At 32.0% G+C, this 25,061-nt stretch carries 27 protein-coding genes; 21 read left to right on the top strand and 6 right to left on the bottom strand.

Annotation, left to right across the window (positions count from 1 at the left end; genetic code table 11):
- The first annotated feature begins 2 nt into the window (after positions 1–2).
- Positions 3–2,102: a ferrous iron transport protein B gene (feoB, locus tag ABNT22_RS18215; RefSeq protein ID WP_348718163.1), complete on the top strand. Its 2,100-nt coding sequence runs from the start codon at positions 3–5 to the stop codon at positions 2,100–2,102.
- 188 nt (positions 2,103–2,290) lie between these two features.
- Positions 2,291–2,776: a DUF3575 domain-containing protein gene (locus ABNT22_RS18210; RefSeq protein ID WP_348718162.1), complete on the top strand. Its 486-nt coding sequence runs from the start codon at positions 2,291–2,293 to the stop codon at positions 2,774–2,776.
- A 39-nt stretch (positions 2,777–2,815) separates the two neighbouring features.
- On the opposite strand, the gene brnQ is transcribed toward ABNT22_RS18210, so the two are convergent.
- Complete coding sequence (gene brnQ / locus ABNT22_RS18205; RefSeq protein ID WP_348718161.1) at positions 2,816–4,090, bottom strand: branched-chain amino acid transport system II carrier protein; 1,275 nt, start codon at positions 4,088–4,090, stop codon at positions 2,816–2,818.
- A complete protein-coding gene (locus ABNT22_RS18200; RefSeq protein WP_348727188.1) occupies positions 4,077–4,637 on the bottom strand; it encodes a hypothetical protein in 561 nt (186 codons plus the stop codon). Before ABNT22_RS18200 ends, brnQ begins: the two co-directional genes overlap by 14 nt.
- A gap of 50 nt (positions 4,638–4,687) precedes the next feature.
- On the opposite strand from ABNT22_RS18200, the gene ABNT22_RS18195 reads away from it, so the two are divergent.
- From ABNT22_RS18195 to upp, 3 genes are all read left to right on the top strand, one after another.
- Positions 4,688–5,464, top strand: a complete 777-nt coding sequence (locus ABNT22_RS18195; protein ID WP_348718159.1) for an alpha/beta hydrolase — start codon at positions 4,688–4,690, stop codon at positions 5,462–5,464.
- Between the two features lie 53 nt (positions 5,465–5,517).
- Positions 5,518–6,075, top strand: coding sequence for a hypothetical protein (locus tag ABNT22_RS18190; protein WP_348718157.1), 558 nt, complete (start codon positions 5,518–5,520; stop codon positions 6,073–6,075).
- An 86-nt stretch (positions 6,076–6,161) separates the two neighbouring features.
- On the top strand, positions 6,162–6,815 hold the full coding sequence (gene upp / locus ABNT22_RS18185) for a uracil phosphoribosyltransferase (RefSeq protein ID WP_348718156.1): 654 nt from the start codon (positions 6,162–6,164) through the stop codon (positions 6,813–6,815).
- A 1-nt stretch (position 6,816) separates the two neighbouring features.
- On the opposite strand, the gene ABNT22_RS18180 is transcribed toward upp, so the two are convergent.
- Positions 6,817–7,719: a DUF6427 family protein gene (locus ABNT22_RS18180; protein WP_348718155.1), complete on the bottom strand. Its 903-nt coding sequence runs from the start codon at positions 7,717–7,719 to the stop codon at positions 6,817–6,819.
- A 42-nt stretch (positions 7,720–7,761) separates the two neighbouring features.
- Between ABNT22_RS18180 and ABNT22_RS18175 the strand changes: the two genes are divergently transcribed.
- Genes ABNT22_RS18175 through ABNT22_RS18160 form a run of 4 tightly spaced genes read left to right on the top strand, consistent with a single transcriptional unit; the run spans position 7,762 to position 9,633 of the window.
- On the top strand, positions 7,762–7,983 hold the full coding sequence (locus ABNT22_RS18175; protein WP_348718153.1) for a DUF6341 family protein: 222 nt from the start codon (positions 7,762–7,764) through the stop codon (positions 7,981–7,983).
- Between the two features lie 12 nt (positions 7,984–7,995).
- Complete coding sequence (gene trmB, locus ABNT22_RS18170) at positions 7,996–8,667, top strand: tRNA (guanosine(46)-N7)-methyltransferase TrmB (protein ID WP_348718152.1); 672 nt, start codon at positions 7,996–7,998, stop codon at positions 8,665–8,667.
- A 15-nt stretch (positions 8,668–8,682) separates the two neighbouring features.
- Entirely contained in the window at positions 8,683–9,294 is a 612-nt protein-coding gene (locus tag ABNT22_RS18165) for a hypothetical protein (protein WP_348718151.1), read from the top strand.
- A 3-nt stretch (positions 9,295–9,297) separates the two neighbouring features.
- On the top strand, positions 9,298–9,633 hold the full coding sequence (locus tag ABNT22_RS18160; protein ID WP_348718150.1) for an MGMT family protein: 336 nt from the start codon (positions 9,298–9,300) through the stop codon (positions 9,631–9,633).
- A 5-nt stretch (positions 9,634–9,638) separates the two neighbouring features.
- On the opposite strand, the gene ABNT22_RS18155 is transcribed toward ABNT22_RS18160, so the two are convergent.
- The gene (locus ABNT22_RS18155) at positions 9,639–10,532 is read right to left on the bottom strand and encodes a sterol desaturase family protein (protein WP_348718149.1); all 894 of its coding nucleotides are present in this window, start codon (positions 10,530–10,532) and stop codon (positions 9,639–9,641) included.
- A 161-nt stretch (positions 10,533–10,693) separates the two neighbouring features.
- Between ABNT22_RS18155 and ABNT22_RS18150 the strand changes: the two genes are divergently transcribed.
- The 6 genes from ABNT22_RS18150 (at position 10,694) to ABNT22_RS18125 (ending at position 14,909) form a co-directional block, all read left to right on the top strand.
- On the top strand, positions 10,694–11,824 hold the full coding sequence (locus ABNT22_RS18150) for an Mrp/NBP35 family ATP-binding protein (protein ID WP_348718147.1): 1,131 nt from the start codon (positions 10,694–10,696) through the stop codon (positions 11,822–11,824).
- Positions 11,825–11,829: 5 nt separating this feature from the next.
- Entirely contained in the window at positions 11,830–12,060 is a 231-nt protein-coding gene (locus ABNT22_RS18145) for a NifU family protein (RefSeq protein ID WP_348718146.1), read from the top strand.
- 116 nt (positions 12,061–12,176) lie between these two features.
- The gene (locus ABNT22_RS18140) at positions 12,177–13,232 is read left to right on the top strand and encodes an NAD(P)/FAD-dependent oxidoreductase (RefSeq protein ID WP_348718145.1); all 1,056 of its coding nucleotides are present in this window, start codon (positions 12,177–12,179) and stop codon (positions 13,230–13,232) included.
- Between the two features lie 63 nt (positions 13,233–13,295).
- Positions 13,296–14,204, top strand: coding sequence for a sterol desaturase family protein (locus ABNT22_RS18135; RefSeq protein ID WP_348718143.1), 909 nt, complete (start codon positions 13,296–13,298; stop codon positions 14,202–14,204).
- A 29-nt stretch (positions 14,205–14,233) separates the two neighbouring features.
- On the top strand, positions 14,234–14,572 hold the full coding sequence (locus ABNT22_RS18130) for a hypothetical protein (protein ID WP_348718141.1): 339 nt from the start codon (positions 14,234–14,236) through the stop codon (positions 14,570–14,572).
- Between the two features lie 4 nt (positions 14,573–14,576).
- Positions 14,577–14,909 carry a 2Fe-2S iron-sulfur cluster-binding protein gene (locus ABNT22_RS18125; RefSeq protein WP_299106259.1) on the top strand — a complete coding sequence of 111 codons (333 nt, stop codon included), beginning with the start codon at positions 14,577–14,579 and terminating at the stop codon, positions 14,907–14,909.
- Here the strand turns inward: ABNT22_RS18125 and ABNT22_RS18120 are convergent.
- A complete protein-coding gene (locus ABNT22_RS18120) occupies positions 14,906–15,430 on the bottom strand; it encodes a flavodoxin (protein WP_348718140.1) in 525 nt (174 codons plus the stop codon). The two genes, ABNT22_RS18125 and ABNT22_RS18120, sit on opposite strands and share 4 nt — an antisense overlap.
- A gap of 1 nt (position 15,431) precedes the next feature.
- The gene (locus tag ABNT22_RS18115; RefSeq protein ID WP_348718139.1) at positions 15,432–16,091 is read right to left on the bottom strand and encodes a class I SAM-dependent methyltransferase; all 660 of its coding nucleotides are present in this window, start codon (positions 16,089–16,091) and stop codon (positions 15,432–15,434) included.
- Positions 16,092–16,220: 129 nt separating this feature from the next.
- On the opposite strand from ABNT22_RS18115, the gene ABNT22_RS18110 reads away from it, so the two are divergent.
- Genes ABNT22_RS18110 through ABNT22_RS18085 form a run of 6 tightly spaced genes read left to right on the top strand, consistent with a single transcriptional unit; the run spans position 16,221 to position 25,060 of the window.
- Positions 16,221–17,738 (top strand): aspartate aminotransferase family protein, encoded by a 1,518-nt coding sequence (locus ABNT22_RS18110; RefSeq protein WP_348718137.1) that lies wholly within the window; start codon positions 16,221–16,223, stop codon positions 17,736–17,738.
- Complete coding sequence (locus ABNT22_RS18105) at positions 17,738–19,060, top strand: lysine N(6)-hydroxylase/L-ornithine N(5)-oxygenase family protein (RefSeq protein ID WP_348718136.1); 1,323 nt, start codon at positions 17,738–17,740, stop codon at positions 19,058–19,060. Before ABNT22_RS18110 ends, ABNT22_RS18105 begins: the two co-directional genes overlap by 1 nt.
- A 3-nt stretch (positions 19,061–19,063) precedes the next feature.
- On the top strand, positions 19,064–20,239 hold the full coding sequence (locus tag ABNT22_RS18100; RefSeq protein ID WP_348718135.1) for an MFS transporter: 1,176 nt from the start codon (positions 19,064–19,066) through the stop codon (positions 20,237–20,239).
- 3 nt (positions 20,240–20,242) lie between these two features.
- Positions 20,243–22,660, top strand: a complete 2,418-nt coding sequence (locus ABNT22_RS18095) for a GNAT family N-acetyltransferase (RefSeq protein WP_348718134.1) — start codon at positions 20,243–20,245, stop codon at positions 22,658–22,660.
- Positions 22,661–22,662: 2 nt separating this feature from the next.
- The gene (locus ABNT22_RS18090) at positions 22,663–23,253 is read left to right on the top strand and encodes a GNAT family N-acetyltransferase (protein WP_348718133.1); all 591 of its coding nucleotides are present in this window, start codon (positions 22,663–22,665) and stop codon (positions 23,251–23,253) included.
- Positions 23,243–25,060, top strand: coding sequence for an IucA/IucC family siderophore biosynthesis protein (locus tag ABNT22_RS18085; RefSeq protein WP_348718131.1), 1,818 nt, complete (start codon positions 23,243–23,245; stop codon positions 25,058–25,060). The genes ABNT22_RS18090 and ABNT22_RS18085 overlap by 11 nt, the downstream gene beginning before the upstream one ends.
- Position 25,061 lies beyond the last annotated feature (1 nt).

The following is a 25,061-nucleotide window of genomic DNA, read 5'->3' as shown; positions in this document are numbered from 1 at the left end:
TCATGAGTAAACAGCTTCATGTAGCTTTAATAGGAAATCCAAATACAGGGAAAACATCGTTGTTTAACCAGTTAACAGGGTTAAAGCAGAAAGTTGGGAATTATCCGGGAGTAACTGTAGATAAGAAGCAAGGATCTTGTAAATTACCTGATGGTTCAAAGGCACTTATTACTGATTTACCAGGAACCTATAGCATAAACCCAACCTCAATTGATGAGAGTATCGTTTTAAAATCATTGGTAAATTCTAACAAACCAGATGTTATTGCTGTTGTTGTTGAGGTAGAAAACTTAAAGAGAAACTTATTACTTTTTACACAAATAAAGGATTTAGAGATCCCTACTTTATTGGTTATAAATATGGCCGATCAAATGAAGTCAAAAGGGATTTCTATAGATATTGATTTGTTAAAAGAAGAATTAGAAACTGAAATTGTTCTGATAAGTGCTAGAGATAATTCTGAAGTAGTTAAGGTAAAGGAGAAGTTGGTTTCGATAACTTCTAAAGAAAAACAAGACTCGGTTTTTGATATTTCTCAAAAAATTGATAGAAACTATTTTGAAGAGTTAAAAAAGACAAGTTCAACATATAATGTATATGAGTTGTGGTTAATGGTTACTCAAAACTATTTTCCAGACACTATTTCACAAGAAGAAAAAGAGGAAATTAAAGATTTTCAATCAGACTTAGGCAAGGTAAAGCGCTACCAGCATAAAGAAACGATTTTTCGATACCAAAGAATTAATGAAGCCTTAAAAAAGACATATGTTGTTGATAAATCTAAAGCAACTGATATTCGCAGTAGATTAGACAAAATATTTACACATAAAATTTTCGGGTACGTAATTTTCTTTGGTTTGTTATTGTTAATCTTTCAGTCAATTTTTGAATGGGCTTCTACGCCAATGGATTTTATTGATGAAGTTTTTGCTAATTTCTCAGAGTTTACCAAAACACAACTTCCAGAAGGTAAGCTTACCGATTTAATAACAGATGGAATTATTCCAGGAATAGGAGGAGTTGTAATTTTTATTCCACAAATAGCCATATTATTTTTATTCATTGCCATATTAGAGGAAACAGGTTATATGAGTAGAGTGGTGTTTTTAATGGATAAAATTATGCGTCGATTTGGAATGAGTGGTAAGAGTATTATTCCATTAATTTCAGGAACAGCTTGTGCAATACCAGCTGTAATGGCTACGAGAACGATTTCTAGTTGGAAAGAACGCTTAATTACCATTTTAGTTACTCCATTTACTACTTGCTCCGCAAGGTTACCAGTGTATGCTATTTTAATAGCTTTAATTATTCCAAGTAAAAAGGTGTTTGGATTTATAAGTTTGCAAGGCTTAACGCTATTGAGTCTTTATATTTTGGGATTTGCAATGGCTATTATTGCTGCATATATTTTACATAAAACCTTAAAAATTAAGAATACTTCTCTCTTTGTAATTGAAATGCCAAATTATAAACTACCTTCTTTAAAGAATGTGTTTTATGATGTGTTCGAAAAAACGAAAGCTTTTGTATTTGATGCAGGAAAAATAATTCTAGCACTCTCTATTATTTTATGGTTTTTGGCTTCGCACGGTCCATCATCTTACACTAACGTAGAGGCAAATATTTTAGAAAATGTTGAAAATGCTCAGCTTTCTAAAGATGAGGTTGAAAAGAAAATAGCTTCGGCAAAATTAGAGAATTCATATATTGGTATTATGGGTAAAACTATTGAACCTGCAGTAAAACCTTTAGGATATGATTGGAAAATAGGAATTGGATTAATTACTTCATTTGCAGCGAGAGAAGTTTTTGTAGGAACATTAGCTACGATTTACAGTGTAGAAAATGATGATGAAGATACCTCTACAATAAAAGAAAAAATGGCAGCAGAAATAAATCCAAGTACAGGAAAGAAACGTTTTAATTTTGCTACTGGAATTTCATTATTGCTATTTTATGCTTTTGCAATGCAATGTATGGCAACTTTAGCAATTGTAAAGCGAGAAACCAAAAGCTGGAAATGGCCGTTAATACAATTAATAGGAATGGGATTATTGGCCTATGTATCATCATTAATAGCGTATCAAATATTAAGTTAAATGCAAGAAGTAATAGCATATGGTTTAGTGATTTTATCGGTAGTTTATTTGATAAAGAAATTTTTACCTAAAAGGAGCACAAATAAGAGTTGTGATACCAATTGTGGATGTCATTAATAAATTCTTTTAATTACTTTTGTGGTACTATAATTGCTGAAGTAATTACATTAAATCAAAAAAATAAATACATGAAAAAATTAGTAATAGCAACATTGTTATTGGTAAGTTCACTTGCAAAAGCACAGCAAGAGGTAAAAGTAGACTTATTGGATGCTTTGGCTATAAAAACATTAGAGTTGTCTTATGAGCATTATACAAGTAACCAATCATCAGTAGGGGTATCTGCTTTATTCAATTTTGAAAAATCTAGTGCAGATTTTAGGTATAATGAAGAAGTAATGGTAACTCCTTATTTCCGTCATTATTTTACAGATAATAGAAATTGGAATTACTTTGGAGAGGTTTTCTTAGGGATAAATTCAGGAGAGAGAAATATTGATGGAGCTGTTCAAAAATACACAGATGGAGCTTTGGGTATTGCAATAGGATCAAAGTATGTTTCTGATGGAGGATTTGTTGTTGATATTCATGGAGGTTTAGGACGTAATATGTTTAGTGATATCTCGAGAAGTATTGTTCCTAGAGTTGGAATTAATATTGGTTATAGATTTTAAAAATCTATATAATTTTCATAGAAAAACAAAGAGCTTGTGTTATACAAGCTCTTTGTTTTTTATTAGATTAGTTATAATAAAAGTAATAATTGCTGGAAGTACCCATCCTAAGTGATGTTGAGCTAAAGGAATGGTATTTATAACTCCAGTTAAATACTCCTTATTAATTATAAATTGTAGAAAATCTGGAATACTAAATATAAAGGTTACAAGCACTACCATTTTAAATACTATTGGGGTAGCGAACTTTTCAGAAATCACATTTAACAGAATAAGAACAATAGTTATTGGATAAATAAACATCAATGCAGGTAAGGCTATAACTATTATATCATGTACATCGAGTTGTCCTATAACAATTCCTAAAATGCAGCCAATAACAGCGGTAATTGAATATACTTTTTGAGAGTTGCCAAACAAACCTTTGAAGTAATCTGCTGTACCTGTAATAATTCCCACTGCGGTTGTAAAACAAGCTAGAGCAACTAATATACTTAAAAATGCAGTTCCAATGTTACCAAGTGTTTGTGTACTCAAACTGGTTAACACTTGTGTTCTATTAGCATCTTGTGAAAAAGTAGAGCTAAATAGAGCCCCATTATAAATCAATCCTGCGTAAATAATTAGTAAACCTAAACCAGCAATGATACCGGCTTTTATTATATGATCTTTTTTTATTTCAAAAGAAACATCTTTCTTAAAATTCATAGAAATTACTAATACCCCACCGACTACCACTGCTCCAATAGCATCAAAGGTCTGGTACCCTTCTAAAAGGCCATCTACAAATGGGATTTTAAATCCAGTTGCATTCATAGTTTCTGGAGCTGCAAAAACACCAATAAAAATGATGCTTAGTAAAATAAGTATAATCAAAGGAGTTAAAAACTTTCCTATTAGATTTAATATTTTAGATCGATTCATTACAAAAATGAATACTATCACAAAGTAAATAGAACTGGTAATTAAAGAGGAGATGGAGAAATAGGGTTGAATAGCCATTTCATGAGTTACAGAAGCTGTTCTAGGAGCGGGTAATGCGATAGAGATAGCGTATACAATTAAACAGTATAATAAGCTAAAGTTTGGAGAAACCTTTTTTCCGAAATCATACATAGTTCCTTGTAATTTAGCGTGTGCTAAAATTCCTAGAATAGGTATAACTACAGCAGTAATAAAAAAACCTAGGGTTACTAAAAACCAACTATCAGCAGCATTTTTTCCTAAAAATGGAGGCAGAATTAAATTTCCTGCACCAAAGAACATAGAGAACAATGCAAAGCCTGTAACTAAAACTTCTTTAGAGAATTTCATTATGATTTTTTTGAAATAAAGAATAAACAAAGTTGAAAAGTATGTAAATAATTCCAAATACTATAATCACAAATTTAGGTATGGCAAAATAATAAGCTATAGAACTCCATATTTGCTTTATGTCTCCGAGTAACAATTGTATAAGGCCAATATTTTCAATGGCGTCAAAGAGAGCCGCAAACCCTAAAGAAAAGATGAGAATTACACTAAAATTATAGATGGATGATTTTAGCCATAGTTTTTCATTTAAACTATGAATAAGAATAGAAATTAGTAAGGGATAAGAAATTAAAAATAGAAAATCAAGGCCTAAGCTAATTCCGCAGGCTATTTGAGAAGTTTGATTCCAAGAATTAATAATTTCGTTAGAGGTAGTTATATCTTTAGCAAGTTGAAAGCTTACAATTCCATGTTTACAAACATCATTTTTTAAAAAGCTGTCTAGATACAACATGCTCATTAATAAGAGGGCAGTAGAAAAAATAAGAAGAAAAGTGAATTTTTGTTCCTGTTTTTTGGAGAGGTTTTTAAAAGGAGAAACGAGCATTTTAAGGTTTTGAATCTAATTTACTGATGAAAGATACATATTTTTGCTCGATGCAAGATTTTATAGAGTTTAAAAACAATAAAGTTTATTATTCTTCTGAAGGAAAAGGAAATGTAGTATTGTTACTTCATGGATTTTTAGAAAATTCATCAATGTGGAAGGAGCTTTCGGAAGAATTAGTGAAAAAGCATAGAGTGATTTGTGTTGACTTATTAGGTCACGGAAAAACTGGGTGTATAGGATATGTACATACTATGGAAGAAATGGCTGATGCAGTTAATGAAGTGTTGAAATCGTTACAAATTGGAAAAGCAACTATTATAGGGCATTCAATGGGAGGTTATGTAGGATTGGCTTTTGCAGAAAAATATATAGAGAAAGTAACCGGTATATGTTTACTCAATTCAACATCTCAAGCTGATTCAGAAGAACGAAAAGAATTACGATTAAGAGCTTGTAGAATGGCACAAACCAATTACGAAGCTTTGGTAAAGATGTCTATTACTAACTTGTTTGCAGAAACTTCACGTATAACATTTGCTAAAGAAATTGAAGTAATTAAAAAAGATGCCCTCAAAACGCCAGTGCAAGGATATATTGCTGCTACAAAAGGAATGAGAGAAAGAAAAAATAGAGAAACTGTTTTGAAAAAAATAGAGAAAAGACTAATTATTTCTGGAGAAAAGGATCCTATTTTACATAAAGAGTTTTTGGTATTGGAAGCAACAAGAACAAAAACACCTATTACTTTTTTACCCTTAGGCCATATGAGTTATATAGAATCTAACAAAGATTTAACAAGTAAGATTAAAGAATTTCTAAATTAGGGCATAGTCTTTGTTTTTCAAGTGTCTAATTTTAAAATAGAACTACTTAAGTTATGAAAAACAAATTACTACTATTAGTTGTCGCAGTATTTTTAAGCTCAAATATTATAAGAGCACAAGAAAAAAAAGAACGATTGGTTGAAAGATCTATTTATGGTGTTCAGGCAGGATTATTTGGTGCATGGGCTTATAATGAAACTGCTATAGGAAATGAATTTACCTTGAAAACGGAAATAGGGTTAAACATGGGAGTATTTGGAGGAAGCTATTATCCTAAAACTGGATATGTAATGTTTCCTACGCTATCTTTAGAACCGAGATACTATTACAATTTAAAGAGAAGAGAAAAACTTGGTAAAAACATAAGTAATAATACAGGAAACTACTTTAGTATAAAAACGAGTTTTAATCCAGATTTATTTGTTATCTCTAATTATAATTTATCGATTAATAATCACCTTACAGTAGTTCCTAAATGGGGACTTAGAAGAAGTTTTGCGAAGAATTTTGAATATGAGTTTTCAGCAGGTATTGGATATGTATATGATGTCGACGTACATATCAACGATGCCATTTTAGATATTGGTTTTAGAATAGGATATCGTTTTTAAAAGAAAACCTATTCTTAGAAATTTATAAACTTCATCTGCTTAGATGGAGTTTTTCTTTTTTGTAATTTCGCACAAAATAAAAGAGCATGCATATTCATCATATTGGTAAAGAAAATTCAATTTTAAATAAGTTTTTGGCAGAAATACGATCAGTAGATATCCAAAAGGATTCGATGAGATTTCGAAGAAATATCGAAAGAATTGGTGAGGTTCTTGGATATGAACTTAGTAAAGGATTGTCTTTTTCTTCGAAAGAAATAAAAACTCCATTAGGAGTAAAAAATATTGATGTTATTACCAATGATGTAGTATTATGTTCGATTTTACGAGCAGGTCTTCCTTTGCATAATGGATTGTTAAATTATTTTGATGATGCTGAAAATGCCTTTATCTCTGCGTACCGTCATCACCCAAACAATGATGCAGAATTTGAAATTGTTGTAGAATATTTTGCTTCTCCGTCAATAGAAGGAAAAACACTATTGTTGGCAGATCCAATGTTAGCAACTGGGCAATCATTAGTTGCCGTATATGAAGCAATTTTAAAATACGGAACCCCGAAAGAAATTCATGTTGCAGCAGTAATTGGTTCTTCTGAAGGTGTAGATCTTATCAAAAAACATTTTCCTGATAATACGCACTTATGGATTGCTGATATTGATGCAGATCTTAACGAAAAAGGATATATTATTCCAGGATTAGGTGATGCTGGAGACTTAGCTTTTGGAACAAAGATGTAAGTTAGAAAAAGAAGTGCATAAAAGAAAGTAGTAAGAAAGCAACTAAAATAATTTCTGCTAGCAATTTTTTCTTTACTAATTCAAGACCATTGGCTAAAATGATTGCTGTTGGAAAAAAAGCAAAAAGAAGTTCGCTTACATTTCTTTCATTGATTAAAATAATAATGATTCCTGCTAGCAAAAGATGAAATAAAACGATTATCCAGTTTCTTCTAAATAAATTTTTAACAGCAAGGGTTTTAGGTGTTTTTAATACCAGTGTAAAAAAGGTACAGAACCCAATAAAAAGCATTGGAATTAAATATTTATTTGAAAAGTAAAATTGAAAATCATATTCGCTATACCATAAAAATAAATTGGTAAAATCTTCAGTTTTATCGTACCACAAACAATATGTAAAATACAAAAATACTGGAGCAAAAAAACCCAATACAGGGGTGAAAAGTGTTTGGTAGGTAAAACGTTGGTGTAAAAAAGTTGATATATATAATAAAAGAATGAATAGTATTGTGTATGGTTCGATAAGAAAAGAAACACCTAACCATAGCCCACCATCAAATAGTTTATGAAGTATATTCTTTGAAGATTGTAAACTATATACTTTTCTTAAAAAAAGTAGTACAGTAACGTTGGCATATAGTAAATAATTAAGTTGTATTACCTCCGCAAAAAAGCCAATCAGGATAACATAAAACAAGTATGCATAGGAGTTATCGAACGTAAGTTGGTTTTTCGCAATAATAAAATTGAAAACAGAAAAAATGATTAAAAACCAAGCAAGTTCTTTAAAGGTTTCTATAGTCAACTCTTTAGAAAACGCTATCACTACAAAATAGCATAGGAACAACCCAAAAATCACTAAAAAATTAATAGGCTTAGATTTTCCGAAAAAATTGGCTAACATGGTTTCTTTTTATATTTTTGCAGCTGTAAAGATACTTAAGATATGATAGCAGGCAATATTTTTAGATGGATTGGTAGTTTATTCACTGATATTTTATTCATACCATTTGACGCATTACGTTTATCTCTAGCTAAATCAGATGGTGGATGGTGGACATCTAACGCTATAAACTGGGTGTTTTTAGTAATCCTTTTAGTGTTATTCGCTTATTGGATGAAAGAATCAGTTACGTTTATGAAGGAAGGAACAGAAGATAGAGCATAATTACCTTTTAATTTGGGAAGTAAAAACAAATTGAAGCGTTTCAAAGAAAATGAAACGTTTGCGAATGTTATTCAACCAACTCGAGAAGAAGTAACTACAAACTTTAAATATAAAGGAAAGTGGAATACTTTTTTTAAGAATGATAACCCTATTGTAGTAGAATTAGGTTGTGGTAAGGGAGAATATACAATAGCACTTGCAGAGAAAAATCCAAACAAGAACTTTATTGGAATTGATATTAAAGGTGCTCGTTTTTGGCGCGGAGCTAAAACTGCGATTGAAAATGACATGAATAATGTTGGTTTTATCAGAACTCAAATTGAATTAGTGGATTTGATTTTTGCTGAAAATGAAGTAGATGAAATTTGGATTACTTTCCCAGACCCTCAAATAAAGTACAAAAGAACGAAGCATAGAATGACTAATTCTGAGTTCTTGAAAAAGTACCATACCGTTTTAAAAGAAGATGGATGTATAAACTTAAAAACAGATAGTGAGTTTATGCATGGGTATACTTTAGGTTTATTACATGGTGAAGGACATGAGATATTACATGCAAATCATGATGTATATAAAAATGTATACAGTCCAGAAGAGGTTACTGGTACACAAACTTTCTACGAAAAACAATATTTAGAGCAAGGAAAGCCGATAACTTACGTCAAATTTAGAGTGAAGTATTAAACACTCTAAATTTTTATGATTTTATCGCATCTGGTATTAGGTTTTGTAACATCTTATATTGGTTACACTCCACCTAGTATGCTTAATATTACGGCAAGTAAGATTACCATTGAAAACAATAAAAAAGTGGCACGTCAATTTATTTTGGGTGCTTCTGTTGTTGTATTGGTTCAAGTTTTTTTAGCAATATTGTTGGCCTCTTTTTTAGACGAATACCCACAACTTATCAATTGGGTAAAAAAAATAGCTGTGCTAATTTTTGCCATACTTTCAGTTGTTTTTTTATATAAGGGATTCAATACACCAAAAGAGCGTGCTTCTAAAACGGTGAAAAACGGATTTCTCTTCGGACTTTCATTATCCTCCATAAATATGTTTGCAATTCCTTTTTTCGCCGTGGCACATTCCTCTTTTGTAATGCACGGCTGGGCAATGTCTGGAATAACATGTACTTCTGTTTTTGGAGTTGGTTCGGTGCTTGGAACCTTTGCTATTTTAAGTAATTACATGTTTTTAGCACAAAAGCTACAAGATAAGCTCTTGGCATACTCAAAATACTTAACGATTTGTATTGGAATTATTACGGGTTTTGTCGCTATATATTCCGCCGTAAAACTGTATTTTTAGAACATGGAACAAAAGAAATCCTCAGATAATTTTTTTGAAAAAGTTTATGATGTAGCCCGCTTAATTCCTTATGGAAGAGTTACTAGCTATGGTACAATCGCTAAATATTTAGGCGCCGCACGATCAGCAAGAATGGTTGGTTGGGCAATGAACAATTCTTCAGGAAAAGATATTCCAGCTCATCGAGTAGTCAATAGAGTGGGGTTACTAACAGGAAAGCATCATTTTGATGGAACGAATTTAATGCAACAATTATTAGAAAGTGAAGGCGTTGAGGTTGTTGATAATAAAATTCAAAACTTTAAAGAGATTTTTTGGGATCCAGCTATTGAATTATAGCATTATTAACTTTCTTTTGTTTTCTGTCGTAACTCTTTAGTGGTTAGCGTACGCTTGTCATGGCTCCATCCAGGAGGCATTATTAAGTATTTAAAACCGTTCTTTAAGTTATTACTATTCCATGCACGGTGTAACATGTTTTTCCATTCGTGAAATTCTACATCGAATAAATTATATGTTTTAATATTGGATGTTAGCCCGTAGTTAGGTCTTTCTTCTTCAGGTTGAAATGTACCAAACATACGATCCCAAATAATTAATACACCAGCATGATTTTTATCAAGATATTTTAAATCTGAACCGTGATGTACCCTATGATGAGAAGGGGTGTTAAAAAAGAATTCAAACCACTTAGGAAGTTTGTCTATTTTCTCTGTGTGAATCCAGTATTGGTAAATAAAATTTAAAGTTTTTATCGCAAATATTTGTAAAGGATGAAAACCTATTAAGGGAAGCCAAATCCAGAACAAAAAATGTCCAGTAACATCATATGTCCATGTTTTTCTTACTGCAGTTGAAAAGTTAAATTTTTCAGAAGAGTGGTGTACCACATGACTTGCCCAATAAAAAGAAACCGTATGTGCTATTCTATGTCCCCAGTAAAAAGTAAAATCATCTAAAAAGAAAAGTACAACCCAACTGGTCCAAAGATTGTAATCAATAGTAAAAAACCGGAAGTTATTATATACCCAAAAAAAGATAAGAAGCTTTATCGATTTTGTAAGTAAATTAATTCCGAAAAAAACAAGTCCTGTAGCAATACTGGTATAAGAATCTTTCTTTTCATGAGTTTGTTTTTTGTCCTTATACCCCAAATAAACTTCAATATTTATTAAAATGATAAAGAAGGGAATAGCTATAGGATAGGCAAAAGTATTGATTTGATTTATGAGTTCCATGGAAGGCTAAGATATAGTAAAAAATATTAGAGCTTAACGTCTTATAAAAATTGTTATAAAAAAGAGTAATTAGCTTATAAATATTACCAATGTAAAGACTTTAAAATCTGAGGTCTAAAATGTATCTTTGCAATTTAGATTTAATTTAAGTAAATACTCTAATGAGTTTTAAAAAACAAGATATATATAAAGCGTTAGAAACAATTACTGCACCTGGTGAAGGTAAAAGTTTAGTAGAAAACAACAATGTAACAAACGTTGTTGGTTTTGGTAACGAGGTAATTGTAGATGTAACAATTTCAAATCCAACTTTACAAGCTAAGAAGAAGGTAGAGTCGGAGATTATAAAAGCAATTCATAAGCATGTAGGTGAAAGTTTAGATGTAAAAGTGAATTTAAAGGTTGAGGTTCAGCAAAAAGAGAACCCAAACCAGATTAGAGGAAAAGAAATTCCTAATATTCAAAATATCATTGCTATTGCTTCTGGAAAAGGAGGAGTAGGTAAATCTACGATTACTGCAAATCTTGCAGTTTCTTTAGCGAAAATGGGATTCAAAGTAGGTGTTTTAGACGCAGATGTTTATGGACCTTCTCAGCACATTATGTTTGATGTTGAACGTGAGAAACCTTTAGCGGTAAAAGTGGAAGGACGTTCTAAGATGAAGCCTATTGAAAGTTATGGTGTTAAATTATTATCACTGGGTTTTTTTACAAATCCAGATCAAGCTGTTATTTGGAGAGGGCCAATGGCTTCTAAGGCCTTAAATCAGTTAATTTTTGATGCTGATTGGGGAGAATTAGACTTCTTACTAATTGATTTACCTCCAGGAACAGGAGATGTACATTTATCAATTGTACAAGCATTACCAATTAACGGAGCAGTAGTAGTAAGTACACCGCAAAACATTGCCTTGGCAGATGCTAAGAAAGGGGTTGCTATGTTTCAACAAGAATCAATTAATGTACCTGTGTTAGGTATTATTGAAAACATGGCGTATTTTACACCAGAAGAGTTACCAAATAATAAATATTATATCTTTGGAAAAGATGGTGCTAAGAATTTAGCAGCAGATATTGATACTAAATTTTTGGGAGAGATACCATTGGTACAAAGTATTCGTGAAGCGGGTGATGTTGGTCATCCTGTTGCTTTACAAAATGATACACCTTTAGAGACTGCATTTTCAAATGTAACTAAAGAAATGGTTTCTCAATTATTAAAACGAAATGCAAATTTACCTCCAACTGAAGTAGTAAGAATTACTACAATGAGTGGATGTAGTACAAAGTAAAAGTTATGACAGAAACACAAAAGAATGTAGAAAAAGCTTTAGAAGAGATTCGTCCATTTTTAGTAAGTGATGGAGGAAATATAAAGTTAATCTCTATTGAAGAGGCAACTGTAAAAGTACAGTTAGAAGGAGCTTGTAGTGGTTGTTCTGTAAATCAAATGACCTTAAAGAATGGTGTGGAAGCAACCATTAAAAAATATGCTCCCGAAATTGAAGAGGTAATAAATGTAGCGTAACTGATAAAAATCAGTTTTTAATATTATTACTACAATTATTTTTGAATACATAAAAATTCCTGCCTTGTTTTTAAGGCAGGAATCTCATTTATAAATAAAGAATATACTTTATCGCTATGATAAAAACAGATATACTTATTATTGGAGCGGGTCCAACAGGGCTATTCACAGTTTTTGAAGCTGGCTTGTTAAAATTACGTTGTCATTTAATTGATGCACTACCACAACCAGGAGGACAATGTTCGGAGATTTATCCTAAAAAACCAATTTATGATATCCCGGCTTATCCTGAGATTTTGGCTGGTGATTTGACTGATAAGTTACTAGAGCAAATCAAACAATTTGAACCAACATTTACTTTAGGAGAACGCGCTGATACAATCGAAAAGCAAGAGGATGGTACTTTTATTGTAACCACCAATAAAGGAACAAAACACCAAGCACCAGTAGTTGCTATTGCTGGAGGATTAGGTAGTTTTGAACCTCGAAAGCCACCTATTCCGAATATTGCAGACTTTGAGGATAACGGGGTAGAGTATATGATTAAAGAACCAGAAATTTACAGAGGAAAAGATGTAGTAATTGCTGGTGGTGGAGACTCTGCATTAGACTGGTCTATCTTCTTAACAAATGTTGCTAAATCAGTAACTTTAGTACATAGACGTAACGAATTTAGAGGTCATTTAGATTCTGTAGAACAAGTACAAAAGCTGAAAGACGAAGGAAAGATAAACTTAATTACTCCTGCAGAAATTAAAGGAATTATAGGTGAAGATAAAGTAAGTGGTGTTGAAATTCATAAGAAAGATGAAGAACCATTTGTATTGAATTGTGATCACTTTATTCCATTATTTGGTTTAGCTCCTAAATTAGGTCCTATTGCCAATTGGGGATTAGAGATAGAGAAGAATGCTATTAAAGTAAATAATGCTTTAGATTACCAAACCAATATAGAAGGTATTTATGCAATTGGAGATGTAAATACATATCCAGGGAAGTTAAAGCTTATTTTATGTGGATTCCACGAAGCAACGTTGATGTGCCAAAGTGCTTATAAACGTATTCACCCAGATAAGAAATATGTAATGAAATATACAACCGTGGGTGGAGTTACTGGTTTTGACGGAACGAAGAAAGAAGCTCCAAAAGCAGTTGTAAAAGCAATAAATTAAAAAGTAGTAAAAAGGTTCTTGGTAAAATAAGAACCTTTCATAATTAAAATAAAAAGAGAAGCATTGACTATAGCAGATTATATACAACAACTTTCAGAAGACAAATTATTATACTTTGCCTTACCTATATTTTTTATTTCTATGCTGGTTGAATATCAGTTTGCAAAAGAGAAGTATTATGGTAAAGATACTAGTGTTTCTTTGTTGATGATGGTGTTTTCTGCAATTGTTGAATTTATACCTAAAGTATTAGCCTTCGTTGCCTTTTTCTATTTGTATGAATTAAGTCCTTTAAAAGATATCGTAGGACGTCAGTGGTGGGCTTGGATTCTATTGTTATTAGCAGATGATTTTGCCTATTATTGGTTTCATAGATTGAATCATGAAGTACGTCTATTTTGGGCAGGTCATGTGCCACATCACTCTTCGGTACATATGAATTTAGGAACGGCCTTAAGACAAGGAGTTGGAGAACGTGTTCATAAATTTTTCTTTTGGATGTGGATACCGTTACTAGGCTTTGATCCATTAATGATGTTTACGATGATGGGCGTGAGTTTAATTTATCAATTTTTTGTGCATACAGAATTGGTAGATAAGCTACCAAAACCGATAGAGCTTATTTTTAATACTCCTTCACATCATAGAGTGCATCATGCATCGAATATTCGTTATTTAGATTGTAACCATGCTGGAATTTTAATTATTTGGGATCGTATGTTTGGTACTTTTTCAGAAGAGTTAAAAGAAATTGATCAACCAGTATATGGATTAACTGTAAACATAGAAACTTACAACCCAGTTAAAGTAGCAACCCATGAATATACAGCCATTTGGAAAGATGTAAAGCGTGCAGATACGTGGAGGGATAAATTAAATTACATTTTTAATTCACCAGGATGGAGTCATGATGGAGAAGACAAAAGAGCGAAAGTGTTGAGAAGGCAATTAAAAGAGCAAGAAACTCATTAGTTTTTGTATTTTTAGAAAAAACTAAAGTTATGATTGGATTAAATTTACTTGGGAATTCTTATTTAGGCCCTTCTTTGTCTTGGAGTGATTTGCTTGCTTTTACTTTATTAGCGACTATTTTGATAATGATTTTATCTTGGTGTTACAGTAGGATAAAAATAAAGAATGGTACAGTAGAACCTGTTCGATATGATATACCTATATATCAAACAAGAGACATTTTATTACAAGAAAAAAACCTTGGATTAGAAGTAATACCTTCAAAAAAGGCAACTTCTATTTGGGTGAAGGCAATTACATTTATTTTAATATTTTTGGTTGCCGTAACTCCATTGTATCAATTACTGAGAGGAGATTATTTTTTATAAGAACATGGAACAAGATATTACAATAAAAATTACAGATAGAGAAGGTGTAACTCATGAAGTACAAGCGCCTACAGATATGGCTATGAACTTAATGGAAGTAGTTCGTTCATACGAATTAGCTCCTGAGGGTACCATTGGTATTTGTGGTGGTATGGCGATGTGTGCATCTTGCCAGTGTTATGTAAAATCAGACCATGAATTACCTGAAATGACGGATGATGAAGATGCGATGTTAGCAGAGGCGTTTTATGTAGAAGATAATAGTCGTTTAGGATGTCAAATACAAATGACTCCAGAAATGGATGGCTTAGAAGTAGAATTAGCTCCAGAGAGCTAATCTACTTGTTGAAATTCTTTTTCTATTTGTTGTAACCAATGGGTTAAACGTTCAGGTGTTTTTTCAGGTTCGTTATCTTCATCAATTGCTAAACCATAAAAGTAATCTTCACCTTCAATTTGTGCTTTTGAGGTGTCAAAATCATAAGTCTCAGTAGACCATTTTCCTATAATTTTCCCGCCATTTTCAAGAATTACTTTAGCGAGTATGCCCACACCATCTATAAAGTACTCTCCATATCCATATTGATCTCCTAATCCAAATAGGGCTACTGTTTTTCCTGTAAAATCAATTTCCTTAAATTCTTTGTCAAAATAATCTTCCCAGTCACTTTGTAAATCTCCATCATACCAGGTAGATAAGCCCAGTATAAAGTTGTTGTATTGATTAAAAGTCTCTTTGTTTAAATTAAACACTTCAATAACATTCAATTCAGAAGCAGACCAATCATCAACAATTGAGCTAACAACTTCTTCCGTCATTCCAGTGTCCGATCCAAAGATTAATGCAATGTCTTCCATATTATTTATTTAAAACGATTATGTTATAGTTTCTTTGTACTATCTCTCCCAGTTTATTTTTTACAGTTTCTTCAAAGCTTTTAAAAGAAGCTAGTTGTAGTGGAGAGGAGTTTATTAATTTTAGTATTTCTTCTTTATCATATAAACGAAACTTAGAGCCTACAAAGGGTAGTGTTTCCATAAAGTCCTTATCTGCATAACACAATGCAATCTTTCCCTTTGATTTTAAAATTCTATATAATTCATTTAAAATGACTTTTGGCTGTTTCCAAAAATAGAGTGTATTAATACTAGCTATTTTATCAAAGCTGTTGTTTTCAAAAGGAAAGTTTACCCCATTATAAAGTTTAAATGTTAACTCTAAGTCGTTTTTTAAAGAGACAATATTCTTTAATGCTTCTTTATGCATTGTTTTTGAAATTTCTAAACCAGTAAAAGAAACACCTTTGACTTTTTGTAATACTTTTTGAACATGTGAAGCATTACCATGGCCTATTTCAAGAACAGTTTCTTTATCCTGAATATTTAAACTTTCAAAACTGGTAGTAATCATACTCAGATTGCTCGTAGCCATATTCTCCGCTACAGATATTCCTTTAGTTCCTGTAGGGTGACTTAACTGTGATTCAAGCGCTAGTAGATCTTCTTTTGAAAACTTCATTTTATGAGATTAATCGATTTCTATATGGTTATATGTTTTACGTCATTTTAATTCCCAAATGCGTCATTTTTTTCAGAGAACCGAAATTACTTTTGCAATATAATAACTATTAAGACTAAATAAAAATAAATGATTCTTAAAGAAAGTCCTTCGCTAAAAGAGTTGTCATTAAACAACTATTTGTTTAATGATGAATCTGTCAAATTGTACGAGGAATATACGTTAAAAACACTCTCTTATATTCAAAAATTTTTGTCAAACAGAAAGTTTTATAAAGGAGATGAATTATCAGAGATTCAAAATGATAAGCTCAATGCAAAATTAGAAAACATTGAGGGAACACAATCATTAGATGTTGCTTTAGAACAATTAAATGAGCTGTATATTCAGAAAGCTATTTCTTTTCATAATCCAAATTATGTGGCTCACTTAAATTGCCCAATTACATTGCCTTCTATTGTAGCTGAAATGATAGCAACTACAATCAATACAGCGGTTGAAACATGGGATCAAAGTACATCAGCTACTTTTATAGAACAGGAAGTGATTCGCTGGATTTGTAATGCTTTTGAGCTTCCTGAAAATTCAGATGGTGTATTTACCAGCGGAGGTACACAATCGAATTTTATGGCATTACTAATGGCGCGAGATCATTATGCTTTTGAAAACTTTGGAATCAATATCAAACAAAATGGTTGGTCTGACGAGATAAGTAAATTTAGAATTTTTTGTTCTGAAAAAGCACATTTCAGTATTCAAAAGAATGCGGCTTTATTGGGTATGGGGTATGATGCAGTAATCCCTGTAAAGGCAGATGATACTATGCGAATGGATGCAAATGAATTAGTATTGGCTATTGAAAGAACAAAACAAGAGGGAAATATTCCAATTGCAGTTGTGGCTACTTTAGGAACTACAGATTACGGAAGTTTTGATCCGTTGCAAACCATTGGTAAAATTGCCAAGGAGCAAAAAATGTGGTTGCATATTGATGGTGCTTATGGAGGGTGTTATGTACTTACCGATACCCACAAACATTATTTCGAAGGAGCTGAAATGGCAGATTCAATTACGATAGATTTTCATAAAACATTGTTTCAACCTGTAAGCTGCAGTGCATTTTTGGCAAAAAACCAGGAGCATTTTAAGTATGTGTCTTACTATGCTGATTATTTAAATCCGCTTGAAAATAAAGATCAAGAGCGCCCGAATTTAATTGAAAAATCAATTCAAACTACTCGAAGATTTGATGCGTTAAAAGTTTGGTTAACACTTAAAACGTTGGGCGTAAAAACCATTGCGAATTATTTAGAAGAAGTACATAATCTAACAAAACGAGTGCATGAGAAAATGAGCTTGAATCCAAATTTTGAATTGGCTCATACACCTGAATTAAGTACGCTAGTTTTCAGATATAAAAACTCTGAAGCAGCACACGAGCCGACACATGATATGGTGAACTTACATATTAAAAATACTTTGTTTGCAGCAGGGAAAGCTTCTGTAGCTAGTACCAAGCTTAACGGGAATATTTACTTAAAATTTACTTTACTAAACCCTAAAAATACTTTAAACAATATTCTAAATATTGTTGAAATGATAGAAGAAACAGGAAAGAGTTTTCAACCTAAAACAGAATTATTATAATGGAAAATACAATTGCAGATTTTATAGCTATAGGTGTAGGACCTTTTAATTTAGGTTTGGCATGTTTAACAGAACCTATTGAAGATTTAAATGGTGTTTTTTTAGATAAAAAAGAAAAGTTTGATTGGCATCCTGGAATGCTATTAGAAGATACGACCTTACAAGTACCTTTTATGGCAGATTTGGTAACCTTAGCAGATCCAACCAACCCATTTAGTTTTTTAAACTATATAAAGGAACAAGGCAGAATCTATTCTTTTTATATACGAGAGAACTTCTTGTTGTTAAGAAACGAATACAATCAATATTGCCAATGGGCGATTCAAAAATTATCTAACATTCATTTTAGTACAGAGGTTAGACATATTGACTATGATGAGAAGGATGAGTTATATGTCGTTACAAGTATTTGTACTAAAACCGATGAGATTAAAATCTATAAAGCTAAAAAAATAGTACTAGGTACAGGAACGCAACCTTATATTCCAGAATGTAGTAAAAAATTAAAAGGGAAAGCACTACACTCTTCTGGATACTTAAACTATAAAGAAGAGCTTCAAAAAGAAAAGAGAATTACAGTTTTAGGAAGTGGACAAAGTGCAGCTGAGATTTTCTTTGATTTATTACAAGAGATCGATACAAAAGGATATGAACTAAATTGGATTACACGTTCACCGCGTTTCTTCCCATTAGAATATTCTAAGTTAACCTTAGAAATGACTTCTCCTGAGTATGTAGACTATTTTTACAATTTACCTGCTAAGAAAAGAGATTCTTTAATTAAAAATCAGAAGCATTTATACAAAGGAATTAACCAAGACTTAATTGGAGCAATTCACGATACGTTATATGCAAAAAGAGTAGCAACAAACGCACCGCTTAAAGTATCGTTACGTACAAATACTGAGTTGAAAAATACGGAGTTGAATGATGGTACTGTTACTCTTGAGTTACACCAAGTAGAGCAAGACAAGTACTTTAAACATGAAACGGAAGGTTTAGTATTAGCAACAGGGTATGGGTACAAACTACCTGAGTTTTTAGAGGGGGTTTCAAATAGAATTCTTTGGGATAACCAGAGTCGTTTTGATGTACAAAGAAATTATAGTATTGATAAAAACAATAAAGAAATCTTTGTTCAAAACGCTGAACTACATACGCATGGTTTCGTAACTCCAGATTTAGGAATGGTTGCTTATAGAAACTCTTATATCATCAGAGAAATTACTGGAAAAGAGTACTACCCTATTGAAGAAAAGATAGCATTCCAACAGTTTGGTGTTTCTCAAGAAGAAGAAATTCAATTAAACGTTTTTGCCTAGAGTATGAAGCTAAAAACATTTTTAATACTCATGACATTGGTTGCAGTAGTAAGTGATTATCTACTGCATCCTTTTTATCCGCAATTTTTTGAGCTTCGTTTCGGAATGACGAATCCAAAAAATGTAGGATATTATTTCGCAGCTATTTGCTTTATGGTAATGATAGCGTTTCCTTTTTGGGCATATGTTTCTAAAAAAGTTTCAGAACTTAATATTTTAGTATATACCCAAGCGGTAGCAGGTGTTTTAGCTATCTATTGTTATTACACCACCTCCTATATCAACTTCTGGATAGTTTCGCTGATTATGGTGTTATTTAAAGGAAGTTATTTATTAGTATACCCTTACATATTGAAAATTATTACCAAAGTAGAGCATCCAAGTACTATTGGACTACTTTCGGTTGTAGTGCATTTAGGAGGAATATTAGGAGCAGTATTAGGAGGAATAACCGTAGACTATATTGCACCAAGCAGTATCTTTTTAATCATGGCTGCAGGAGATTTCATTCAAATGACAATGAGTGCCTATTTATTAAGAAGTAAAAAGTACGCTACAGATTTAATCATTTCAGAAGAGCCTGAAAATGCAGATAAGAAGTTTATACCTAAAGGTTTTATCTTAAAGTTAGGATTAATAACCTTGATTTTATACTTCAGTGATTTTTTAATTAGACCTTTCTTTTCATTGTATTGGGAGAGCTTTTCTGCTTTTAAAAGCAAATTAGTGTCTGGAACCATTTATGCAATTCCAGGATTTGTTGCATTAGTAGCACTATGGATAAATAATAAAAGAAAAGCACATGGACACCAAGGAATAATAAATGCTTTATTTATTGGGTTAATAGGTCTTTTGTTACAAGGAATCCCATACGATGGAGTAGTTGTTTTAGGTAGAGTTGTTTACGGATGGGCGATTTTCCAAGGAGTGGTAAAATTCGATATTTTATTGTTTGAATTAAGTACACCAGAATCATATTCAGTAGATTATAGTAAAATACATTTCTTTCAAAATTTAGGAGTTTTACTAGCTTCTTTAAACGTTGGAATTATCGTAGATAATTTCGGTTTACAAATGCCTTTTGCAATCGCTTTAGGAGGATTTTCACTAACCTTAGTATTGTACTTTTTTGTGTTTAAATCGGTACGAAATGTTCATAAACAACTAGCAAAAGCCTAAGACATGTCAATAACACCTACCGAAGTTTTTTCAAAAGAGTATAAGGAATTTGGTACAATTACCATTCGTCTTTTTCAAGTAAAAAAAGACAGTGTTTTTTTACAAAAATGGGTAACTCAAGAGTATGCTATTTTCTGGGGAATGCCAAATGCTACTATAGAAGATGTAAAAAAAGAGTATACAGAGTTAACCGCTCCCGAACATTATGATGTTTTTGTTGGAATGTTTAACAATGAGCCCGCTTTTGTCTTAGAGCGTTACAATCCTCAATTAGATAGTATTAATCAATTTTATAAAACTCAAGAATCTGACTGTGGAGTGCATATCATCGTAGCTCCACCTAAAGAACCAAAGACCCCGAATTTTACTTGGTTTATGTTTCGATCTATCATGGATTTTGTTTTTAGCAATGCAACAATTCAAAAAATTGTTGTAGAACCAGATATTCGAAATAAAAAAATGTTTGCACTGTGTCAACGCATAGGGTTTCAATTAGGAAATGTAATTGAACTACCTCATAAAACAGCGCAGTTGGCATTTTTAACAAGAACCAACTATCAACAAAAAATACAATCCTTTTCACCATCTAAAAGAAGTGCAATGAACACATTAGATAATGTGGTATCACCACAACAATCAACACAACATATACAACCAAATGTTTGGAAACAAGCAAATGTTTTATTAGTAAAAAAAGCATTATGTGAATTTTCACACGAGTTACTAATTAACCCAGAAGTTATTGAAGAACTAAGCAATGGATTCAAAAAATATCGTGTCTATGCAGACAGTACAGATATTCGATATGAGTTCAATGCAAAACCAATGGCATTAAATCACTATAGAATTGAAGAAAATTCTATAAAAAAATATGTAAATGATAACATTACAGAAATTGATGCTATCTATTTTATAAAAGAATTTAGAAAAGTATTGGGTATTGCGGACGAAAAAATGCCAGTATACTTAGAAGAAATTATTAGCACTTTATACGGAAGCGCATTTAAAATAACCAAAGGAAATCCAACCGCAAAAGAATTAGCCACAGCTGATTTTCAAACGATAGAGCAATCTATGACTGAAGGACATCCTGGGTTTGTTGCTAACAATGGAAGAATTGGGTTTGATAGTAGTGATTATCGCTCATATGCACCAGAAGCAGGAAACTCATTTTCTTTACTATGGCTAGCAGGGCACAAATCAAAAGCAGTTTTTTCAGCTATAGAATCACTTCCTTATGAAACATTAATACAACAAGAATTAGATGCTGATACCATAGCTCAATTCAATAAAACCATTAAAGAAAAAGGACACAATGCAGAAGACTATCTGTTTTTACCAATTCACCCATGGCAATGGTTCAATAAGTTGGCTAATATCTTTGCTCCTGAAGTAGCAAAAGGAGATTTGATTTGTTTAGGATATGGCCCAGATCAATACTTAGCACAGCAATCTATTAGAACCTTATTTAATATTACAAATCCACAGAAATTCTATACAAAATCAGCTTTATCTATTTTAAATATGGGATTCATGAGAGGCTTACCGTTATACTATTTAGGTACGGCGCCTAAAATGGCAGTGTGGTTAGAGAATTTGCTATACAATGATGCTTACATCCAAGAAAATGGATTTAGAATGTTAAGTGAAATAGGGTCTGTAAGTTATGTGAATCCTTATTTTGATGAGTTTGGACCTCATAATGACTATAACAAGATGTTAGCATCTTTATGGAGAGAAAGCCCATATTCAGTGGTTAAAGAAAATCAGAAGCCTTTAACTATGGCAGCCTTACTTCATATTGATCATCATGGAAATGCATTGTTACCAGAAATAATAAAAGACTCGGGAATTTCAATTGACAATTGGTTACGTAAATATTTACAGGCCTATTTAAGTCCGATGTTACATTGTTTTTATTACTATGATTTAGTGTTTATGCCGCATGGAGAAAACTTAATTATGGTATTAGAAGATAATATTCCTGTGTATGCATTATTGAAAGATATTACGGAGGAGGCTTGTATTTTAAATCCAGAGGTTGAATTACCAGAGCACTTAAAGAGAATGTATGCTCCAGTGCCAGAAGATGTAAAGTTATTATCAATTTTTACAGATATGTTTGATGGGTTCTTCCGTTTCTTAGCACCTATTTTAGAAGAACACGCTGATTATAGCGAAACTCGTTTTTGGGAATTAGTGGCAGAAAATATCCAAGAATATCAGAGCAAATTCCCACAATTAGCTCAAAAATTTGAGCAATACGATTTATTTGCAGAAGACTTCAAATTATCATGTTTAAATAGGTTACAATTAAACAATCATAAGCAAATGATTGATTTAGATGACCCAGTAGCTTTATTACAATTTGCTGGGAAACTGCATAACCCAATAGCGGCATTTAAAACTCAAGAGGTGTAATCATGGTACAAACGAATCAAGAAGTATTTAGCAAAGAAATTACTGAATTGGGAGTTATAAGTATTCGCCCATTTCAAGTAGATGCAGATACACCAATGTTGCATACTTGGGTAACACAACCTTATGCAAAGTATTGGGGAATGTTAGATAAATCTTTAGAAGAAGTACGTGCCGAATATCAAGAGATTGAAGAAAACCCTCACCATCATAGTTACATAGGAATGTTAAACAACGTTCCTGTGTTTTTAATGGAACGTTATAAAGCTTCAAAAGACATCATAGCAGAACACTATGATGCTCAAGAAAGTGATTATGGAATGCACATTTTAGTGGCACCTATAGAAAAGAGAATACCACAGTTTACTTGGCATGTATTTTCAACGATTATCGATTATTTTTTCAGTTTACCACAAGTAGAAAGAGTGGTGGTTGAACCAGATATAAACAATGAAAAAATTCACAAGTTGAATAAGAAAGCGGGTTTTGTATATCAAAAGGAAATAGAACTGTCTTATAAAAAAGCGGCATTGGCTTTTTGTACAAAAGAAATGTATACAGAAGCTTTAAATCAATTAGAAAATAATGAAAAATAATATAGCACATTTACAACCTCAAGTTTGGGAACTTGTAAATCGTCAATTGATAAAAAAGGCTATAAGTGAGTTTTCTCATGAGCTTATTTTAACCCCCGAATTTTTGAATGAAGAGGACGGATGGAACGTATATGAAATACAGTCAGATACTAAAGAGTTTAATTATCAATTTAAAGCTAAGAAATATTTCTTAGATCATTGGCTAGTAGATGCTGAAAGTATTTTGAAAAAAAATACTAGTTCTGAAAAAATGTATTTAGATGCACTTCATTTTATCACAGAATTTAAAACTACACTAGGTATTCCTGATGAATTTTTAGGAACCTATTTAGAAGAAATAACAAGCACACTTTCGGGTGCGGCATATAAATATGTAAATGAAGAATTTTCTGCAAAAGAATTAGCAGAAAAAAGCTTTCAAGAAATAGAACATGGTATGACCGAAGGCCACCCATGTTTTGTTGCAAATAATGGAAGAATAGGGTTTAATATAGACGATTATCATGTCTATGCTCCAGAAAGTAACCAACCTTTCCAAATTTTATGGATTGCAGGTCATAAAAAGTACGCAACCTATACAGCAGTAGAAGGTTTTGAATATGAACAATTGCTACTAAATGAACTGGGAGAAGAGAAGGTTACTATGTTTAAAGAAGTTTTACAACAGCATAATCTAGCTTCAGAAGATTACATTTTCATGCCAGTACATCCTTGGCAGTGGAAGAATAAGATTGTAGCAGTTTTTGGAGCTGATATTGCACAAAAAAATATTGTTTTAGTTGGAGAGAGTGACGATGAATTTTCGGCACAACAATCAATTAGAACTTTGTTTAATGCTTCTCATCCAGAAAAACTTTATACGAAAACTGCTTTATCTATTTTAAATATGGGATTCATGCGAGGATTGTCTCCATATTATATGCAAAGTACTCCACATATTACCACATGGATAACAAATTTATTAGCAGAAGATTCATACTTACAAGAGAACGGTTTTACCATGCTTGGAGAGGTAGCCACTGTTGGATACCATAATCATTATTATGAGGTGTTAGGAAAAACAAATCCACATAATAAGATGTTGTCAGCGTTGTGGAGAGAAAGTCCATTTAGCAAAATAGCATCGAATCAAAGAGTGTTTACGATGGCTGCTTTATTGCATGTAGATTATAAAGACAACTCATTGTTAGCTTCATTAATAGAAGCATCTCCTTATGGAGTTGCTACTTGGGTTCAACGATATTTAAAAGCCTATTTAGCTCCGTTGTTACATTGTTTTTATAAATACGAATTTGTGTTTATGCCACATGGAGAAAACCTGATTATGGTGTTAGAAGAAAACACTCCTGTTCATGTATTAATGAAAGATATCACTGAAGAAGTAATTGTTTTTAATGAAACAATGCACTTACCAGAACATGCAGATAGATTGTTTACCAAGACTTCAGATAAAATGAAGGTGTTATCAATCTTTACAGATGTTTTTGATTGTTTCTTCCGTTTTATGGCACAGCAATTAGATAGTTATGCGAATTTTTCTGAAAATAGTTTTTGGAAACTAGTAGCAGAATGTGTGTATGAATATCAAGAACAACACCCTGAGTTTTCTGAAAAATATGAACGTTACGACTTGTTTGTAAAAGAATTTGATCGTTGTTGTTTAAATAGACTTCAATTAGGAAACACAAAGCAAATGCTGAGTTTAGCAGATCCTATCGAAAGCTTAAAGTTAGAAGGAACTCTAGAGAATCCGCTTGCTCAATTTAAAAAAGCAGTAGAAATATCAAACACTATAGCAGCTTTTTAGA

It is taken from the genome of Tenacibaculum sp. 190130A14a, assembly GCF_964048965.1.
GTDB lineage: Bacteria > Bacteroidota > Bacteroidia > Flavobacteriales > Flavobacteriaceae > Polaribacter > Polaribacter polynesiense.
The sequence above is the reverse complement of the archived record's forward strand: the minus strand, read 5'-3'. Positions and strand labels throughout refer to the sequence as shown.